The following is a 17,818-nucleotide window of genomic DNA, read 5'->3' as shown; positions in this document are numbered from 1 at the left end:
GCAGCCTGTGAAATCCGCCGAATGCGGCCTATGCGCGCGGCGCGCATAGGCAGGCTTTTTTACTTAAGCATATTGAATGTGTTTTAATTGGTCTGCGAATTGAACTATTGCGTGCCGCTCCCGGCGCGCCGAAGAATGAACGCAGGCATTGCAGACAGGCGTCGCGCCGACCATTCCAGCGACCCGACCAGCAGTACGTATGACACGACTCCTCCAGCGCTCGCGCGCCGGTGCGGCGTTGCGCGTCCCCTCGGCAATAGGCGCTTTGCGCTCGCGCTCGGCTTTACGGCGCTGCTCGCGTTGCGCATGGGCGACGCCCGCGCGCAAGACGTCGGCATGCTCGACGAACGTGTCACGCAGCAATCGGTGGGGGACACGATTTGCCGCCCTGGTTACGCGGACACGGTTGCGCCGCCGTTCGACGAACTGATGGCGCACAAAGACCGCATGCTCGTCGCGCGCGGCATCGACGCGGACAGCGGCGCTGCCTTCGCGCTCGACCGGCGTGTGCCGATCGTGCTCGGCGGTTCGCCGGACGCTCCCGCCAATCTCGATCTTCTGCCGTGGGCGGGCCACCAGGGCGAGCGCCGCAAGGCACGTGCGGCGGTCATGCTCAAGCGCTGCGTGTGCGAAGGCAAACTGAGCCTCGCCGAAGCGCAAGCCGCGATCGTCGGCAACTGGTCGGTGGTTTATTCGGGCTTCGGTCAAACGTCTTGCAACATAAGCCGGCTCGACGTGGCCACCGGTGGCGACAACGGCCACGGAGCCGGACGCGACAACCCGCCATGAAGCCGGCTGCCTCGTCTGTGGCCTGCTTCGTCCATTCGCATCTATTCAGTCGCGCGGCTTGCAACTCGCAGGCCGTGGCCCCATCTAGTTTTCGGAGAATCATCATGATCCATTCACGTTTTGCCGCCATGGCGCTTTCTATCGGCTGCCTGTTCGGCAGCACCGCCGTGTTCGCCGCGGAGCCTGTACGCTGCGGCCAGGCCGACACGCTGAAGATCCGCGGCGATGTGCCCGCGGCCATCAGCTTCGACGTGTACCGCCAGCTGCGGCCGTTGAGTGCGCAACGTGTTGCGCTGTTTCAGTCGGCCGGCGAGGTGAAGCGCCTGCCCGACGGTCTCGCGGTATGCGAAGTCGCTGACGATGGCGTCGACGATCCGTCTGCGGTGCTGGTTCAGCTGCCGCAGGGCAAGAACGCATGGTGGGTGAGTTCGGCCAACGTGCAAACGGCAGACTGATCGCGACGACCAGTCCGCCTTTTGCGCAGGTCCCCCGCAGGATGCCGTGGCGATGCATGTCGCGGCCCGGTTTTCGCGTTCAGCGTCCGCGTTTGACGCGTTTGCCGGGCCTGTAGCGGGAAATGAACAGCTGTTTTGCTATTTTTGACGCCGCTTATTCAGGTACAGTGCATTAACGGAGATATTTAAGTCCGTTTTTTGACGACACTGTGTTGCATCGCTTTTATTGTCGATTGTGGCTATCCTGAGTACAGGACGAAATTCGCAGGGGAGAATTAAATGATCGCCTTCTATTTGTCATTAGCCGCTTTGGGCGCCGCTGGCGCTGCATTGATCCGCCAGTTCGCTGCCGCGCAGGCGAAACAGCGTGCCGCATTGCGCCCTGTGCGCGTGCAGTCCGCGGATCGCGGCACAGGCCGCAACGCGCGCAGAGGGTAGGCCGCATGAACCTGATCGTGCGCAATATCGCGGAATCGTGCAGCGAGCAGGAAGTGCGGGAATTTCTGAAGCACGAACTTGGGCATTACGCGAAAAACATCGAGGTGGTCGATGCCGGCAAGCCCAGCGCGTACGCCACGGTCGAGCTGGACGCCGAGGTGCCCTATGTGGGCGAAGTGATCGCGCGGCAGATTCACGGGAAGCAGTTGGGCGGCCAGACGCTGGAGGCCAGCGCCGATCTCTTCACCGACGAACCGCCGGCGGCTCAGTAACCTGACGCTGTTGTCGATTCACCCTGGATGCGGCGCGAGACACGAGCGCGCCTAAGCTCGCGCATCGCCGATGCGCCGACCTCGACGCATCATCTGCGCACCCGTATCTTCGTCAATCTCCGCTTGCCTGCACCGGCCAATCGAACGGCGTGTACGGCAACGCCCGCTTGTGACGCGTGACTTCGTAAAAACGCAAGATGGTCGCGCGTGCGGCATCGCTCACGGGTTTGCGCTCCAGAAAATCATCGATGGCATCGTAGGGAATGCCGTAGGCATCCTCATCAGGCCGTTGCGGACGCAACATTTCGAGGTCCGCGGTCGGCACCTTGTGCGCTAATGCTTCCGGTGCGCCCAGCGCTTTGGCCACGGCGCGCACGCGACGCTTGTTGAGCCCGGCGAGCGGCAGCACATCGGCGCCACCGTCGCCGAACTTCGTGAAGAAGCCCATCACCGACTCCGCCGCGTGATCCGTGCCGATGACCACGCCGGCCCGCGCACCGGCCACAGCGTATTGCGCGATCATGCGCTGCCGCGCCTTGATATTGCCGTGCACGAAGTCCTGTTGCGATTCGTCCTTGTATAGCACGCCGCTTTTATCCAGCGCGGCGAGCATGGCATCGGCCGCGGGCTTGATATCGATGGCGAGATTTTCGTCCGCGCGAATAAAGCGCAAGGCCTGTTGCGCGTCGGCTTCGTCTTTCTGTTCACCGTAAGGCAGACGTATTGCAACGAAGTGCGCGTCGTAATGTTCGGCGCGCAACCGTTCGACCGCGAGTTGCGCAAGCCGGCCGGTAGTCGTCGAATCGACGCCGCCGCTGATCCCGAGCACATACGTTTTCAGGCCGCTGCTGCGTAGATAGTTCGCGAGAAAAGCGACCCGGCGCTCGATTTCATGTGCAGCGTCGAATTCGGCGCTGATGTGCATTTCTTCAGAGATGCTTGCCTGGCGTGCGACTGGATCCTGTTGCGTCATGATTCTTCTTTGCTCCTTGCGCGCTCGCGCAAATGTCGAACCGTTACCGGCGTGGGTTCAATTTACCTTGGCGCCGCTTTTCATTTGCCGCGTTGATCGGCAAAGGTGCCCGGTTGTTGAGGCGATATCAATGAATCGTCCAATGTTCATCGACAGATCGCAATGTGCTTAGTAACATCCTCGTTCCGAGAGCGCCGCATGAGCCGGCGAGCAGTCAATAATAATCAGGTTTGCTCAAACACGCGATGAACCACCGCAACCGGCCTGGCCAGCCTGTACTGGACCGTCTCACTTTCGCGCCGGTCAATCGTCCGCGCGACGTGTCGTGTATGTTGGATCGACTTTCCGTGCGGAGCATCGCGCGCACTATGTCTTCCTTGCGCCGTTTGACGCGTGCGTTGAGTGCCGCGTTTTGCATGTTGTCATGCGGTGCGGCGATTGCGGCCTCGGCACCCGTAGCTGCATCGGCGCCAAAGCCAGCGAACCGTCCAGCGGCCGCCGTCAATGCGTCGGCTGTCGCGATGCCCGATGCCGCCGGCGTGGTCGATCCGCGTCGCGCGTTCGTGCTGCGGGACGTGTTCGCGCAGAACGTCACGCGCAAGTTGAAAGTGCCTGCGGCGGATCAGCGAGCCTATGCCAATCGGCTGCAAGCCGCGCTCGGCGCGCACATGCTCGGCGATCTGTCGGGCGAGTATGTCGTGCTGGTCGATCGCAACGCCAACGTGCAGGCGCTCTTCATCTATTTTCGCGCCGCGCCGGCCGACACCTGGCAGATGATCGGCGCATCGCCAGTTTCGACGGGGCGGCCGGGCGAGTACGACCATTTCATCACGCCGCTCGGCGTGTTCGAACATACGCCGGCCAATATGGATTTCCGTTCGGAAGGCACGCAGAACGAAAACCATATCCGCGGCTACGGCAAGCGTGACATGCGGATCTACGACCTCGGCTGGGCCCAGGGCGAGCGCGGCTGGGGCAAGGGCGGCATGTCGCAGATGCGCTTCCAGATGCACGCCACCGACCCCGACCGCCTGGAGTCGCTGCTCGGCATTCGTCATTCGAAGGGTTGCGTGCGCATTCCCGCGTCGCTCAATTCGTTTATCGATCACTACGGCATTCTCGATGCCGAATATGAGGCGCTCGTCGAGTCGGGTAAATCGCTGTGGGTGTTGAAAAGCGATCGACAGGTGACGCCGTGGGCCGGGCGTTATATCGCCGTGGTGGATTCGGCGCGCAAGAGCCGCCCAGCGTGGGCGTCCGCGCCCGGCGGCGAAGCGCGCGCCAAAGTACCGGCCGGGGCGGACACGGCGGATTGATTCGCGTCGGCGCGGTTCGTCGCCAGCGGGCTGCTTGGCGCGAGCGCGCCGTTTATCGCGAGCGCGTCGTTAATCTAATTTGCGTGGTTCCTCGCAAGCGCGCCGCTCACAAGACCGGGCGGCTGCTCGCGAGCGCGCCCCTCATCAAGCCGTGCGGGTCACCACGACCGCGCCATCCATCACGAGCGCGCCAGCAACACCCCCAGCAACGCAACGACAAACCCGGCGATCTGCAACGGCACCAGCGTCTCACCGAACCCCACATACCCCTGAAGTGCGGCAAGCGGCGGAGCGAGAAACATCAGCGCGGTCGCGCGCGCCGCGTCGCCGCGCCTGACCATCCACACCAGCAATGTGACGCTGACGCCGGAGAGCATCACGATCCCCCACGCGAGCGATCCCCACAACGCGGGCGACGCAATCCAGCGATGTTCACCGAGCGCCAACGCAAGCACGGCCGCGACGAGCGCGGCGCCGAAGTTCTGCACCGCGCTCGCGCTGCGAATGTCGGCCTTGGCCAGCGAAGTCTTCTGAAACAACGTGCCCGCCGTAATCGCGCCGATCGCGGCGATCGAGATCAGCACGACCAGCCACGCGGGCGCGCTGCCCTGCGGCGTCGACGCGGTGGCCGCGGTCAGCTTCGGTTCGAGCACCAGCACGACGCCGGCGAGGCCGAGCGCCATGCCGGTCCAGCCGCGCCGCGAGAGCCGCTCGCCGAACAGCGGCGCCGCGACCGCGGCCGTCGCAAGCGGTTGCAGCGCGCCGAGCAAAGCCATTACACCGGCGCTCAGGCCCTGGGCAACGGCCCAGTAACCGGCGCCAAGATAGACGCCTTGCAGCAGCGCGCCCGCCACCAGATGTTTGCCCAAATCGCGGCCACTCGGCCACGTGGCACGTGCAATCAGCGCCGCCAGTGCGAATATCAGCGCCGTGCCGCCGAAGCGCGCGAGCAGGAAGAGGTTGGGATCCGCGTACGGCGTGATCGCGCGGGCGACCACGAAACCGGTCGACCACAACACGACGAAAACAGCGGCGATGAGAGAAGCGAGCATCGGAAAGGGTTGCGTGAAAAAACGCCATCTTGTCGGGATACGCGACGCGCGTCTTGTTCGAAGCTGCAATCGGCGGAGTGCTCCGCCGCACTGCGGTCCGCGGGGCGCGCCGACGCCATCACCACATCAGCAGCACCGTTCCTGCGCCGAGCACGCCGCCACACACGGCACACGCCCACAGCAGCACACGCGTGCGCCGGTATTCGCGGCCAATCTCCGCCATCAGTTGCGCATTCTGCTGCGGCGTGCGCGCGCGATCATGCTCGTGTTGCAGATAGCGAACCGCCAGTTGCGGCACACGCGGCAGCATGTGCGCGAGATGCGGCAACTCGCGCCCGATCCGTTTGATCCAGCCGCGGTGATCGATGTCGCGCCGCGCGATATCCGCCAGCACGCCGCGGGTGATACTCCATGTGTCGACCCCCGGATGCAGCGCGCGCGCCAGCATTTCCGCTTGATGAAACGAGCGCTGCGCGGTCGCGAGCCGTCCGGGCACCGCGCCCTCGAACGGATGCACCGCGTGCAGCAGATGATGAAACAGCGAGCCCGCCGAACGGTCTTCCGGCTCGGCCGCGAAATGCGCTTCGGCGCGCGTGCGCAGTTCGGCTTCGAGCACCTCGGCGCGCGTGTCGTGCGGCACGTGCCCGGCATCGCGATGCATTTCGGCGAGCCGCCCGTAGTCCTGGTCGAACAGCGCGGTCGCGCCGTGGACGAAGAACTCGCGCTCGTCGGTCGAGAGACTCGACATGATCGAGAATTCCGCCAGCACGAGGCGCCCCAGCGTGTCCGGTTCGATACTCACGCGTACGCGGCGGGCGTCGAGCGTGGCGTGAAAGAAGCCGTGCTCGAACGCCTGCTCGGTGACGACTTCGACGATATGCGCGGCAAGCGGCGCGAGCTTGATGTGATGCGCGTGGAGGCCTGGCAAGTCGCTCGCCGGCAAGGTGCTGACGCGCTGCATCGTCAGCGTGTAGGGGTTGCACAGGTCCCAGATCACGTCCGGCACGACGATGCGCTTGTCGCCGTCGAAATGATGGCCGGTCTGGCTGAGATTGGCGGCTTCGGCGCGCAGGTCGAAGCGGCGCAGGATGTCGTCGGTGAAGGTTTGCGCCAGCATGCGCAGTTGCAGGCGGCGCGCGGTGCCGGAGAACTTCTCCAGCCAGCGCGCGACCCAGCGCAGCAGCGCGAGTTCGTCGCCAATCTGCTGCAACTGGTCGGCGCGCACCAGCTTGATCGCTACCTCGTAATGGCCGTTCACCGGCGCGAGCAGCCGTGCCAAATGCGTCTGTTCGGCGAAGCCGCCGCGCACCGGCACCAGATCCACGGCGCTGAAGAGCGTGGCGAGCGGCTTGCCGAAAGCGCGCGCAAGTGCCTGTTCGGACTCGTGCGGCGGCAGTGGGGCTTCCATATGATCGATCGCGTCGATGGCGTCGTGCAAGGTGCCGGTCGCAAGTTCGGGCCGTTCGACGAGCGTTTCCGCGAATCGGCCCGCCAACGGTCCGAGCGCCGGCAGCACGCCGCTCAGGCTCTTGCTGCTACGTTCGGCCGTATGCAAACGACCGACCATCTCGATCATCCAGTGCAGTTTGTGGTCTGCGGGCGCGGCAAGCCAGATCAGGCGCGCGCCGTAGCGCAGCGCGTGGAACAGCAACAGTAGACGGCGAAACAGTGGCGGCATCGGCAGTTCGGTTGACGGGTCACGCGGCGTCCACCTCTATCGAGGGATATTCGCGCACGGCCAGGGCGTTCAGATTAGCAGGTAAGCGCGCCAGGAGGAGCATCGCCGCGCCATGCGTAATACAATACGCCGGCCTTCTCCAACCGTGGCGAAACCCAAGCGTGCCGGTTTCCGGCCTTTCATCGATGCTCGCAGAACAACGTCACCAATACATCCTGGCGCAAGTCGCCAAAACCGGCGCGCTCTCGGTCGCGGAGCTGGTGCGCGAACTGAACGTGTCGCGCGAGACCATTCGTCGTGACCTGAACGCGCTGGCCGGGCGCGGCCTGCTGGTCACGACTCACGGCGGCGCGCTGTCGAGCGACCGGCGCGAGCCCGACCTCGATACCCGCGAAGCCGCGAATGCCGGCGCCAAGCGCGCCATCGGCGAACGCGCGGCCGAGTTCGTGCCGGACGGCGCGTCCCTGATCATCGACTCGGGCAGCACCACGCAGGCGGTGGCGCGGGCGTTGCTCGACCGGCATCGTCTGTCGGTGTACACGAACGACTGGCGGATCGCGCTGCTGCTCGGGCGCCGCAACGACAACCGCATCACGCTGCTGGGCGGCGAGCTGTCCGATATCGAAGACGCCACCTTCGGGCTCGATACCGTCCATCAGCTGACGCAGTACCACGCGGACTTCGCCTTCATCGGCGCGGGTGGGATTTCGCCGGACGGCTATCTGACCGACTACAGCCGTATGGCCGCCGAGGTGCGCAGCCGCATGATCGCCGCGGCGGACATGGTGGTGGTGGTCGCCGATCATTCGAAGTTCGGCCGCGTGACGCCGGTGCGCATCAACGGGATCGAGTCGGCGCGTTATCTGGTGACCGAGCTGGCTCCGGAGCGCGCGCTCGGCAAGGCGATCACGGCGCACGGTCCGGAAATCCTGATCGCCTGAGCGCGCCCCGGCTTGCCCAACTATTTCACCCGGATGCCCAGCCGCTCGAGCGTGCGTCCGATCGCGGCTACCGCGTTGTGAAGTTCGTTCGCATCGATCGCGCCGATGCAACCCACGCGAAACGTTTCCACTTGCGTCAGCTTGCCCGGATACAGCACGTAGCCGGCTTCGCGCACGGCGGCATAGAACGCCGCGAATTGCCACGCCGGATCGCGCGGCGCGTGGAAGGTGACGATCACCGGCGCCTGCACCTCGGGCTTCAGAAACGGCTCGAAGCCAAGCGCTTTCATTCCGCTGACCAATGCCACGCAGTTGCGCGTATAACGCGCGCCGCGCGCGGGCTGGCCGCCTTCGGCGTTGAACTGGTCGAGTGCCTCGCGCAATGCGGCCACCACATGGGTCGGCGGCGTGAAGCGCCACTGCGTCGTCTTCTGCATATAGACATATTGATCGTGCAGATCCAGTGCAAGCGAGGGCGAACGGCCTTCGCTGTCCTCCAGCACGCTGCGCCGCACAATCACGAAACCCATGCCGGGCACGCCTTCGAGGCACTTGCCGCTCGCCGAGATCAGCGCGTCGATGCCGCCACGGCGCAGGTCGATCGGCAACGCGCCGAACGAACTCATGGCGTCGACGATCAGGCTCTTGCCGTGCCGCTGACATACCGCGGCGATATCGTCGAGCGGATTGAGCAGGCCGGCGCTCGTTTCCAGATGCACTTGCGCGACGTGGCTGATGCGCGAATCGAGATTGAAGGCGTCTTCGATGGCGGCCGCGCCGACCGGCTCGTCCTCGCGCAACGCCAATTCGATATAAGCGATGCCCATTCGCTGCAATATTTTGATCAGCCGGGCACAATACGCGCCGTTGTTCGGAACGAGCACACAGCCCTGGCGCGGCACCAGCGTGCCGAGGGCCGCTTCGACCGCGAACGTGCCACTGCCTTGAAGCGGTACGCATACATAGTCATTTTCACCATGTACGATCTTCAGGAGGTCGGCGCACACGCTGTGGGTCATGCGGTTGAACGCGGCGTCCCACGAACCCCAGTCGCGCAGCATCGCTTCGCGCGTCCGGGGTGAGGTGGTGAGCGGCCCCGGGGTCAACAGGATTGGGTCGTTTCCAAGGATCACATCAGGGATCACATCAGGGATCACACCAGGGGTCACACCAGCCTCCGTCATCATCTGAACGAACGCCGCCCAGGCCGGGCGACGAAAAGATTGATTTGGATATTATTGGCGAATTGTGTCATTTTTTGGAACTCTGCAGAATCGTCATGGCGTTGTCATGGAAACCTGTGATCCTTGCCGTGCCCATTCAGGCATGGCCGGCAGCGCGGGTGTCGTAGCTGGGCTGTGAGTCAGGCTGGAAAGAATCGACAAGAGGGCAGCAAAGTTGTTGGCAATCTGCAATCCGTATGAAGCTGCACGACAGCTTGATGCGGGCAACACGCAAGCGGCGCGGCGCTACCGCCGTTCAATCACAACAGGTATCGGGATCTCCCGACCGTCTGGTTTTTTGCCTTTCGGAGAAAGCGACATGACAAAGACGAATTCCCTTCACGCCACGGCCGGCCTCGTACGCAAACTGCTGCCGGCGCTGGTCGCCGCGGCGGCATTCGGCGGCACGGCCATGCAGGCGCACGCGGCCGACGCAGTGGTGCTGTACACCGCCGACGGCCTCGAGAACCTCTATAAGGATGTGCTGCCGGCCTTCGAAAAGAAGGAAGGCGTGAAGGTCAACATCGTCACGGCGGGTAGCGGCGAAGTGGTGAACCGCGCCACCATCGAAAAGGATCAGCCGAAGGCCGACGTGCTCGTCACGCTGCCGCCGTTCATCCAGCAAGCTGACCAGAGCGGCCTGCTGCAGGCTTATCAGAGCGCCAACTACAAGAACGTGCCGGCGATCGCCAAGGCGTCGAACGGCGCGTGGGCGACCTTCGTGAACAACTACTTCTCGTTCGCGATCAACCCGGAAGTCACCAAGACCCAGCCGAAGACCTTCGCCGACCTGCTGCACCCGGACTTCAGCGGCAAGGTCGCCTACTCGAACCCGGCCACGGCGGGCGACGGCATGGCCGTGATCATTCTGACCTCGTCGCTGATGGGTGAAGACAAGGCGTTCGACTATCTGAAGAAGCTCGAAAACAGCGCCAAGTTCCACACCAAGGGCACGGGCTACCTCGACGTGCTGCTCTCGCGCAACGAAATCGCGGTCGCCAACGGCGACCTGCAAATGGACCTGGACGACGCGGCCAACGGCGGCCTGTCGCTCAAGCCGATTTTCCTCGCACACGAAGGCGGCCAGCCGACCACGTTCCAACTGCCGTACGCAATCGGCCTGATCAAGAATGGCCCGAACCAGGCTGAAGGCAAAAAGCTGATCGACTACCTGATGTCGAAGGAAGTGCAGGCGAAGGTGCCGGACATCTTCGGCATTCCGGGCCGCACCGACGTGCCGCTCACCGGCAAGAACGGCGAAGCCGTCAAGCAGGCTATCGCGGGCGTGAAGCTGATTCCGGTGGACTGGAATCAGGTGATGGCGAAGAAAGCCGACTGGACGGCGCGTTGGAAGAACGACGTGATCGGTTCGTCGGGCAAGCAGCTCGAAGTGGTCAAGCCGAAGTAAGCCGTCGTTCGTAGCATCATCGACGTCACTCAGTCATATAACCGGGTGACGTTGCAGAATCAGGCGGCGCCTGCGGGACTCCCCGAGGCGCTGCGTCAGCATTAATTCCGTTGGAGGATGAAACCGGTGAATACCGCCAGTCTTGCTCAACCAGGCGCGCCCGGCGCCGCACCGGACGCGCTCGATGCCGCGCATTCGACTACGCCGGGCGGCGTGCAGATCGATCATCTGACGGTGCGCTTCGGTTCGCGCACAGTGCTCGACGATCTGTCGTTGACCATCCAGCGCGGCGAATTGCTCACCGTGCTCGGCCGCAGCGGCTGCGGCAAGACGACGTTGTTGCGTTTCATCGCCGGGTTTATCGAAGCGGACGGACTGGCCGGCACGTTGACCGTGGCCGGTCACGATCTCACTCACGTGCCGCCGCACAAGCGCAATCTCGGTCTGCTGTTCCAGAGCTATGCGCTGTTTCCCCATCTGTCGGTGTTCGAGAACGTGGCCTTCGGGTTGCGCGCGCGCCGCACGCCGTCCAAAGATGTCGCGCGACGCGTCGCCGACGCGTTGAAGCTGGTGCAACTCGGCGACGCCGGCCACGTGATGCCCGCGCAATTGTCGGGCGGCATGCAGCAGCGCGTGGCGCTTGCGCGCGCGCTCGTGATCGAGCCCGATGTGCTGCTGCTCGACGAACCGCTTTCCGCACTCGACGCCAATCTGCGCGCGTCGGTGCGTTCCGAACTCAAGTCGCTGCATGAGCGCCTGCCGAATCTGACGATCGTCTGCGTGACGCACGATCAGGACGACGCGCTGGTGCTGTCCGACCGCACGCTGCTGATGCGCGAAGGCCGCATCGCGCAACTCGGCACGCCGCAACAGTTGTACGACACGCCGGCCGACGGCTTTGTCGCGCGTTATCTGGGCGCGGCCAATCTGCTGCCGCCGCAGGTCGCCTTCAGTATGGGCGACGCACGCCACAACGAGCGCGATCGCGTGGCCTGTCTGCGTCCGGAGGCATTGCGGATCGTGCCGCTCGGCGAAGGGCAGTTGCACGGCGCGATCGCTTCGGTCGAATGGTATGGCGCGGTGTTGTCGGTATCCGTCGTATTGGACGCGATGCCCAACGAGCCGGTGCTCGTCACCATGCAGCGCGGCCACGGCATGATGCCGGAGAAGGGCGCGCGTATTTCCCTGCGTTACGAGGCTGACGATGTCGTCCTTATCAACCCCTGATACGCCCAATCCGCTCGGCTCGGCCGCCGCTGCCGACGCCCGCCGCAGCGCCAGCGCCGCCTCGCATGCGGCCGCGGTGAAGCGCCGCGAACGCGCCGCGCAATGGCATCTGCTGTTCATCGCCGTGGTGGTGCTCGGGCCGCTGGTCATCTATCCGCTCGTGCGCCTCGTGCTGCTGAGTCTGACCGGACCGCACGGCTTGAGCCTGCATGCGTACTCTGCGTTCTTCGGCAATCCGGAAACGAGCGGCGTGATCGGCACGACGCTGTGGATCCTGTTTGCCAGTGCCGGGCTCGCGTCGCTGCTCGGCGTCGCGCTGGCGTCGATCCTGTTTTTCAAGCCGTTTCCCGGCGCGCGGATGATCACGCGGTTTCTCGAACTGTTCGTCGCGTTCCCGTCGTTTCTGGTCGCCTTCACGCTGATCTTTCTGTACGGCTCGCAAGGCTCGGTCAGCATCGGCTTGCAGCGGCTCTTTCATCTGCAGAACCCGCCGCTCGATTTCCTGTTCGGCGTGGGCGGTGTGATTCTCGCGGAAGTGGTGTTCTACGCGCCGTTCGTCGTGCGTCCCACGCTGGCTTCGTTCGCCACGCTCGACATGCGTCTGATCGAAGCCGCCCGCAGTCTCGGCGCGAGTGGCTGGATGGTCGCGTTCAAGGTGATCCTGCCGCTCGCGTGGCCGGGCATCGCCGCGGGCACGATCCTGTGCTTTCTGCTGACGCTCAACGAGTTCGGCATTCTGCTCGTGCTCGGCAGCGCGCATCTGATCACGCTGCCGGTGGCGATCTACAGTTCCGCTACCGTCGATCTCGATCTGCCGACCGCCGCCGCCGGCGCGGTCGTGATGCTGATCATGTCTTTGTCGCTGTACGCGTTGTACCGCCAGGTCAACCGTCGCAAGGTGAAAGGAGCGGGCCATGGCCGTTGAACTCGACCCGACCGTTTTGCCGGTCATGCACAAGAAAGCGCGGCCGGTGCGCCGCAGTCTGGTGGTGCGCATGCTCGGCGGCGCGTTTCTCGGTTTTTCCGCCTTGCTGTGTTTCTGGCTGTTCGTGTTGCCGGTGGTGGTCGTCGCACTGTCGAGCGTGGCCGCGCACTGGTCCGGCACGATCCTGCCCGACGGCTTCAGCACGCGCTGGTTCGAGCGTCTCGGTTCGAGCGACTTCGATGCCATTACGACGAGCCTCGAAATCGGTATCGGCGTCGCGGTGCTCGGCACGATCCTCGGCCTGTGGCTCGCGCTGGCGCTCGAAGGGCGCGACCGCCGCGGGCTCGGCGCCATCGTCGACACCATCGCGATGATGCCGAACGGCGTGCCGAGCGTGGTGCTCGGGCTCGCGGTGCTGATCGCGTATCACAAGCGGCCGTTCGATCTGTCGAGCTCGGCGGCGATCGTCGTGTTCGTGCAACTGGCGCTAGTGCTGCCGTTCTGCTACCGCTGCGCGGCCGCCGCGTTGCGCCCGGAGCTGACGATTCTGCGCGAAGCGGCGGCGAGTCTCGGTGCGCCGCCTTCGATGGTGTTGCGCCGCGTCGTGCTGCCGCAACTGGTGCCGGCGATCCGCGCGAGTCTCGCGCTGGGCTTCGCGCTCTCGCTCGGCGAACTCGGCGCCACGCTGACCGTGTATCCGCCGGGATTCGCGACGGTGCCGATCGTGGTCGTCGGTCAGGTGGAACGCGGCTATTACCTGCCGGCCTCCGCGCTGTCGCTGATTCTTCTGCTGGTCTCGCTTGCTGCGCTTCTGCTGATCGCTGCGCGCGTCCCGCGCCGCCGGACGGACTGACGAGCAACTTCTGATGCGTGTGCCGGCATGCCGTGGCGGCGCGCCTGCACATATCGATGTGGCAAAATTTGTCAAAATGACCGAATATATGCAAACTGCTTCTGTCGATCCGATTGAGGTTGTGCGCAGGCATTCGCTGACGACGCTGGTTCGCGACGAAATCGAACGGCACATCGTCGAGGGGGCGCTCGCGCCCGGCGACAAGCTCAACGAAGCCGACTGGGCGACGCGTCTGCAGGTGTCGCGCGGGCCCGTGCGCGAGGCGTTTCGCGCGCTGGAGCAGGCCGGCCTGGTGCGGACCGAGAAGAACCGCGGCGTGTTCGTGCGGACGCTGTCGCTGGCGGAAGCGGATGAGATTTACGCGGTGCGCGCGGTGCTCGAAGAGGCGGCGTGCCGGATGCTGGCGGTCAGTATCGATGCCCGCAAGCTGGCGGGATTGCGCGACTGGCTCGACGCGATGCGCGCGGCGCTCGACGCCCAGGATCACGATGCCTATGCGCGCGCGAATGTGGCGTTTCACGACGCGCTGGTGGCGGCATCGGGCAATTCGAAGCTGTATGAGACGTACCGCAGGCTGGTGTGCGAATTGAGCTTGTTTCGACGTGCCGCGCTGGTGGTGCACGCCGATGCGATGGAGCGCTCGCTGGCCGAACATCGCGCGATCCTGACGGCGGTGGCCTCGCGCGACGCCGACCATGCCGCGGCGCTGATGCATGCACACGTGAACGGCGGCATGCAGCGCGCTCACGCGGCGTGCGAACCGGCGGGGCCGTTGAGCGTGGTGCGCATGCCGACGGCGTCGAACGATTGAGATGGTTGCAACGAACTGACTACAACGCGCGTGCCCGGCACGCATGGAAGGGAACGATGGCGAATACAGACACGAGTACCAGCGAACGCACGATCGAAGTCAACGGCCGCAGCTACCGGCTACCCTCGCGACCGACGGTGGTGGTGTGCGTCGACGGCTGCGAATTCGATTATCTGGAAGCCGCGGTCGCGGCGGGCGTGGCGCCGTTTATCGGCAAGATGCTCAAGGGCGGTGGCGCCTTCAAGGGGGACTGCGTAATCCCTTCGTTCACCAACCCGAACAATCTGTCGATCGTGTGCGGCGTGCCGCCTTCGGTGCACGGCATCTGCGGCAACTACTTCTGGGATCCGGACGCGAACGGCGGCGAGGGCGCGGAAGTGATGATGAACGACCCCGCGTATCTGCGCGCGGGCACCTTGCTCGCCGCTGCCGCCGAAGCCGGCGCGGCGGTCGCCGTAGTCACCGCGAAAGACAAGTTGCGCCGGCTGCTCGGCTGGCAGTTGAAAGGCCTCTGTTTTTCGGCGGAAAAAGCCGACGAGGTGACGCTCGAGGAAAACGGTATCGGCGAAGTACTCGATTTGGTCGGCTTGCCGGTGCCCGATGTGTATAGCGCCGGGCTGTCCGAATTCGTGTTCGCCGCCGGCGTGCGGCTCGCGCAAACGCGTCAACTCGACCTCATGTATCTGTCGACGACCGACTACATCCAGCACAAATGGGCGCCGGGTACCGAGGGCGCGAACGCGTTCTACGCAATGATGGACGGCTACCTCGCGAAGCTCGACGCGCTCGGCTGGGTGATCGGCCTGACCGCCGACCACGGCATGAACGCCAAGCACGATCCGCAGACCGGCGAGCCGAACGTGATCTATCTGCAGGATGTGCTCGACGACTGGCTCGGCGCCGGCCGTGCGCGCGTCATTCTGCCGATCACGGATCCGTATGTGGTGCATCACGGCGCGCTCGGCTCGTTCGCAACCATCTATCTGCCGCGCGATGTCAGCGTCGCGCAGGTGATCGAGCGGATCGGCGGCTTGCAGGGGATCGATACCGTGCTCGACAACCAGGCGGCGTGCGAGCGCTTCGAGCTGCCGAACGACCGCGTCGGCGATATCGTCGTGGTCAGCACGAAGCATGTCGTGCTCGGCACGCGGCGCGCTGAACATGATCTGTCCGGACTGACCGTGCCGTTGCGTTCGCATGGCGGGATTTCCGAACAGGAAGTGCCGCTGCTGTTCAACCGGCGTGTCGAAGCATTGCCGTCCAGCGGCGGCGATGGTGGCAAGAGGCTGCGCAACTTCGATATCTTCGACATCGCCTTGAATCGCGTGTCGTCATCATGAACGCCGTGCTGCGGGACCATCCGGCTTTTCGGGCGGAAGCGCTGCGGCTCAAAGGCGAGCGCGTGACGCGCTCGCGCACGCTCGATGTGTTCGATCCGTATACGGGAACGCGCGTGGGCACGGTCCCGCTGGCGAGCGTCGATGACGTGCGCGCTGCGTTCGAATACGCGGCGGCCTATCAGGCGCAACTCACGCGTTACGAACGCTCGCAGATTCTCGAGCGCGCGGCGGCGCTCATGCGCGAGCGGACCGAAGAGGCGTCGGACCTGATTTCGCTCGAGTCGGGTTTGTCGAAGCAGGACTCGCGCTATGAGATCGGCCGCGTGGCCGATGTGTTCAAGTTTGCGTCGATCGAAGCGTTGCGTGACGACGGGCAGAGCTTCTCCTGCGATCTGACGCCGCACGGCAAGAAGCGGCGCGTGTTCTCGCAGCGCGAGCCGCTGGCGGGCGTGATCGTCGCGATTACGCCGTTCAACCATCCGATGAACCAGGTCGCGCACAAGATCGCGCCGGCCATCGCGACGAACAATCGGGTGGTGCTGAAGCCGTCGGAGAAGGTGCCGCTGTCGGCGCTGTATCTCGCCGACGTTCTGTACGAAGCCGGCTTGCCCGCGCCGATGCTGCAGGTGCTGACCGGCGATCCGCTCGAAATCGCCGATGAGCTGATCACGCATCCGTTGGCGGAGCTCGTCACGTTCACGGGCGGCGTGGCGATCGGCAAATACATCGCGGGCAAGGCGGCGTACCGGCGCGTGGTGCTGGAACTGGGCGGCAACGATCCGCTGATCGTGCTCGACGACGCCGATCTGGACCGCGCGGCGACGCTCGCTGTCCAGGGCTCGTATAAGAACTCCGGGCAGCGCTGCACCGCGGTCAAACGGATGCTCGTGCAAAAGAGCGTGGCGGCGGATTTCACCGATCTGGTGGTCGAGAAGACGCGGGCCTGGTCTTTCGGCGATCCGTTCGATGCATCGAATCAGATGGGCACCGTGATCGACGTCGCCGCGGCGCAGCTTTTCGAGGCGCGCGTGAATGAGGCGGTGGCGAGCGGGGCGCGTCTGCTTGTGGGCAATCAGCGCAAGGGCGCACTGTATGCGCCGACGGTGCTGGACGGCGTCGATCCGTCGATGACGCTGGTGCGCGAGGAAACCTTCGGGCCGGTGTCGCCGATCATCACCTTCGACACGCTCGACGACGCCATCCGTATCAGCAACGGCACGCCGTTCGGGTTGTCGTCGGGCGTCTGCACGAACCGGCAGGATGCGATCACGCGCCTCATCAATGAATTGCGCGTGGGCACGGTCAACGTGTGGGAAGTGCCGGGCTACCGGATCGAGTTGACGCCGTTCGGCGGCATCAAGGACTCCGGGCTTGGCTATAAGGAAGGCGTTCAGGAAGCCATGAAGAGCTTCACCAATCTGAAGACCTTTTCATTACCGTGGGAGTAATAGCGTGGCATTGAATGTGAAGGACATCCGTTCGCTGTTCGAGCAATACGGCAAGCTGGCTTATAGCGGCGAGCCGGTGACGCAGCTTGAACATGCGTTGCAGAGCGGCTTATTGGCGGAAGAGGCTGGTGCCGATGAGGAACTGGTTGCCGCGGCGTTTCTGCATGACCTCGGCCATTTGCTCAATCTGCAAGGCGAGACGCCGACGGAGCGGGGCATCGACGATCTGCATCAGTATTTCGCGCTGCCGTTTCTGCGGCCGGTGCTGTCGAATGCGGTGTTGGAGCCGATTCGTTTGCACGTCGACGCCAAGCGCTGCCTATGCGCCATTGACGACACGTATTTCGGCCAGCTTTCCGCCGATTCGGTGCGGAGTCTGGAGTTGCAGGGCGGCATCTTCAGCAAGGAGGAGGCTGAAGCGTTCCTGCAAAAACCCTATGCGGAAGACGCATTGCGCCTGCGCAGGTGGGACGATCTCGCCAAGGAAGAGAATCGCGCGACGCCGGATCTTGATCACTATTTAGGTATTGTCGAACGGGTGATGCTTAAGCACGCGGCTGTTTGAGGGCTGTTCAATGTTGCGCGGTTTTCGGTGCTTCTCGCGCTTGCTGGTCTGCCGATTTTGTCGTCGGCCTGGCGCCGTTTCTGGCGCAATTCATGCCTATCAAA

17 protein-coding genes are annotated in these 17,818 nt (G+C 64.3%); 13 read left to right on the top strand and 4 right to left on the bottom strand.

Going from position 1 to position 17,818, the window contains the following annotated elements:
* Positions 1-135 precede the first annotated feature (135 nt).
* The 3 genes from P0D80_RS04230 to P0D80_RS04220 all read left to right on the top strand — a co-directional run bounded on the left by P0D80_RS04230 (position 136) and on the right by P0D80_RS04220 (position 1,954).
* The gene (locus tag P0D80_RS04230) at positions 136-789 is read left to right on the top strand and encodes a hypothetical protein (protein ID WP_408281514.1); all 654 of its coding nucleotides are present in this window, start codon (positions 136-138) and stop codon (positions 787-789) included.
* Positions 790-893: 104 nt separating this feature from the next.
* Positions 894-1,244 (top strand): hypothetical protein, encoded by a 351-nt coding sequence (locus P0D80_RS04225; protein ID WP_132382691.1) that lies wholly within the window; start codon positions 894-896, stop codon positions 1,242-1,244.
* Positions 1,245-1,687: 443 nt separating this feature from the next.
* Positions 1,688-1,954 carry an RNA recognition motif domain-containing protein gene (locus tag P0D80_RS04220; protein ID WP_106286333.1) on the top strand — a complete coding sequence of 89 codons (267 nt, stop codon included), beginning with the start codon at positions 1,688-1,690 and terminating at the stop codon, positions 1,952-1,954.
* Positions 1,955-2,066: 112 nt separating this feature from the next.
* Here the strand turns inward: P0D80_RS04220 and nadE are convergent, their stop codons facing one another.
* On the bottom strand, positions 2,067-2,927 hold the full coding sequence (gene nadE / locus P0D80_RS04215; protein ID WP_408281511.1) for an NAD(+) synthase: 861 nt from the start codon (positions 2,925-2,927) through the stop codon (positions 2,067-2,069).
* Between the two features lie 368 nt (positions 2,928-3,295).
* Here nadE and P0D80_RS04210 point away from each other — a divergent pair, with 368 nt between their 5' ends.
* The gene (locus tag P0D80_RS04210) at positions 3,296-4,243 is read left to right on the top strand and encodes a L,D-transpeptidase (protein ID WP_408281509.1); all 948 of its coding nucleotides are present in this window, start codon (positions 3,296-3,298) and stop codon (positions 4,241-4,243) included.
* Positions 4,244-4,422: 179 nt separating this feature from the next.
* Here the strand turns inward: P0D80_RS04210 and P0D80_RS04205 are convergent, their stop codons facing one another.
* A complete protein-coding gene (locus P0D80_RS04205) occupies positions 4,423-5,295 on the bottom strand; it encodes a DMT family transporter (RefSeq protein ID WP_408281506.1) in 873 nt (290 codons plus the stop codon).
* Positions 5,296-5,413: 118 nt separating this feature from the next.
* Positions 5,414-6,973 carry an ABC1 kinase family protein gene (locus P0D80_RS04200; protein ID WP_408281503.1) on the bottom strand — a complete coding sequence of 520 codons (1,560 nt, stop codon included), beginning with the start codon at positions 6,971-6,973 and terminating at the stop codon, positions 5,414-5,416.
* A 185-nt stretch (positions 6,974-7,158) separates the two neighbouring features.
* Between P0D80_RS04200 and P0D80_RS04195 the strand changes: the two genes are divergently transcribed.
* On the top strand, positions 7,159-7,914 hold the full coding sequence (locus tag P0D80_RS04195; protein ID WP_132382701.1) for a DeoR/GlpR family DNA-binding transcription regulator: 756 nt from the start codon (positions 7,159-7,161) through the stop codon (positions 7,912-7,914).
* Positions 7,915-7,934: 20 nt separating this feature from the next.
* On the opposite strand, the gene P0D80_RS04190 is transcribed toward P0D80_RS04195, so the two are convergent.
* A complete protein-coding gene (locus tag P0D80_RS04190) occupies positions 7,935-9,101 on the bottom strand; it encodes a 2-aminoethylphosphonate--pyruvate transaminase (protein WP_408281501.1) in 1,167 nt (388 codons plus the stop codon).
* Between the two features lie 355 nt (positions 9,102-9,456).
* On the opposite strand from P0D80_RS04190, the gene phnS reads away from it, so the two are divergent.
* The 8 genes from phnS to P0D80_RS04150 all read left to right on the top strand — a co-directional run bounded on the left by phnS (position 9,457) and on the right by P0D80_RS04150 (position 17,714).
* Positions 9,457-10,545: a 2-aminoethylphosphonate ABC transporter substrate-binding protein gene (gene phnS / locus P0D80_RS04185; RefSeq protein WP_132382705.1), complete on the top strand. Its 1,089-nt coding sequence runs from the start codon at positions 9,457-9,459 to the stop codon at positions 10,543-10,545.
* Between the two features lie 126 nt (positions 10,546-10,671).
* The gene (phnT, locus tag P0D80_RS04180) at positions 10,672-11,772 is read left to right on the top strand and encodes a 2-aminoethylphosphonate ABC transport system ATP-binding subunit PhnT (RefSeq protein WP_408281498.1); all 1,101 of its coding nucleotides are present in this window, start codon (positions 10,672-10,674) and stop codon (positions 11,770-11,772) included.
* A complete protein-coding gene (locus P0D80_RS04175; protein ID WP_132382709.1) occupies positions 11,750-12,697 on the top strand; it encodes a 2-aminoethylphosphonate ABC transporter permease subunit in 948 nt (315 codons plus the stop codon). Before phnT ends, P0D80_RS04175 begins: the two co-directional genes overlap by 23 nt.
* Complete coding sequence (gene phnV, locus P0D80_RS04170) at positions 12,687-13,550, top strand: 2-aminoethylphosphonate ABC transport system, membrane component PhnV (protein WP_408177219.1); 864 nt, start codon at positions 12,687-12,689, stop codon at positions 13,548-13,550. Before P0D80_RS04175 ends, phnV begins: the two co-directional genes overlap by 11 nt.
* Before the next feature lie 76 nt (positions 13,551-13,626).
* Positions 13,627-14,361, top strand: coding sequence for a phosphonate utilization associated transcriptional regulator (locus tag P0D80_RS04165; RefSeq protein WP_408177220.1), 735 nt, complete (start codon positions 13,627-13,629; stop codon positions 14,359-14,361).
* A 56-nt stretch (positions 14,362-14,417) separates the two neighbouring features.
* Positions 14,418-15,701: a phosphonoacetate hydrolase gene (gene phnA / locus P0D80_RS04160; RefSeq protein WP_408281495.1), complete on the top strand. Its 1,284-nt coding sequence runs from the start codon at positions 14,418-14,420 to the stop codon at positions 15,699-15,701.
* Positions 15,698-17,149, top strand: a complete 1,452-nt coding sequence (gene phnY, locus P0D80_RS04155; protein ID WP_408281492.1) for a phosphonoacetaldehyde dehydrogenase — start codon at positions 15,698-15,700, stop codon at positions 17,147-17,149. The genes phnA and phnY overlap by 4 nt, the downstream gene beginning before the upstream one ends.
* 4 nt (positions 17,150-17,153) lie before the next feature.
* The gene (locus P0D80_RS04150; RefSeq protein WP_408281490.1) at positions 17,154-17,714 is read left to right on the top strand and encodes a phosphonate degradation HD-domain oxygenase; all 561 of its coding nucleotides are present in this window, start codon (positions 17,154-17,156) and stop codon (positions 17,712-17,714) included.
* The last annotated feature ends 104 nt before the right edge of the window (positions 17,715-17,818 follow it).

The sequence above is a fragment of the Paraburkholderia sp. RL17-373-BIF-A genome, assembly GCF_046030175.1.
In the GTDB taxonomy this organism is placed as follows: Bacteria; Pseudomonadota; Gammaproteobacteria; order Burkholderiales; family Burkholderiaceae; genus Paraburkholderia.
Note: the sequence above shows the minus strand (reverse complement) of the source record. Positions and strands in the feature narration are given on the sequence as shown.

Bases quoted from the DNA above. Each gene is read 5' to 3' on its own strand.
- P0D80_RS04230 (WP_408281514.1), top strand. From the start codon at position 136: ATGAACGCAGGCATTGCAGACAGGCGTCGCGCCGACCATTCCAGCGAC.
- P0D80_RS04225 (WP_132382691.1), top strand. From the start codon at position 894: ATGATCCATTCACGTTTTGCCGCCATGGCGCTTTCTATCGGCTGCCTG.
- P0D80_RS04220 (WP_106286333.1), top strand. From the start codon at position 1,688: ATGAACCTGATCGTGCGCAATATCGCGGAATCGTGCAGCGAGCAGGAA.
- nadE (WP_408281511.1), bottom strand. From the start codon at position 2,927: ATGACGCAACAGGATCCAGTCGCACGCCAGGCAAGCATCTCTGAAGAA.
- P0D80_RS04210 (WP_408281509.1), top strand. From the start codon at position 3,296: ATGTCTTCCTTGCGCCGTTTGACGCGTGCGTTGAGTGCCGCGTTTTGC.
- P0D80_RS04205 (WP_408281506.1), bottom strand. From the start codon at position 5,295: ATGCTCGCTTCTCTCATCGCCGCTGTTTTCGTCGTGTTGTGGTCGACC.
- P0D80_RS04200 (WP_408281503.1), bottom strand. From the start codon at position 6,973: ATGCCGCCACTGTTTCGCCGTCTACTGTTGCTGTTCCACGCGCTGCGC.
- P0D80_RS04195 (WP_132382701.1), top strand. From the start codon at position 7,159: ATGCTCGCAGAACAACGTCACCAATACATCCTGGCGCAAGTCGCCAAA.
- P0D80_RS04190 (WP_408281501.1), bottom strand. From the start codon at position 9,101: ATGATGACGGAGGCTGGTGTGACCCCTGGTGTGATCCCTGATGTGATC.
- phnS (WP_132382705.1), top strand. From the start codon at position 9,457: ATGACAAAGACGAATTCCCTTCACGCCACGGCCGGCCTCGTACGCAAA.
- P0D80_RS04175 (WP_132382709.1), top strand. From the start codon at position 11,750: ATGTCGTCCTTATCAACCCCTGATACGCCCAATCCGCTCGGCTCGGCC.
- phnV (WP_408177219.1), top strand. From the start codon at position 12,687: ATGGCCGTTGAACTCGACCCGACCGTTTTGCCGGTCATGCACAAGAAA.
- P0D80_RS04165 (WP_408177220.1), top strand. From the start codon at position 13,627: ATGACCGAATATATGCAAACTGCTTCTGTCGATCCGATTGAGGTTGTG.
- phnA (WP_408281495.1), top strand. From the start codon at position 14,418: ATGGCGAATACAGACACGAGTACCAGCGAACGCACGATCGAAGTCAAC.
- phnY (WP_408281492.1), top strand. From the start codon at position 15,698: ATGAACGCCGTGCTGCGGGACCATCCGGCTTTTCGGGCGGAAGCGCTG.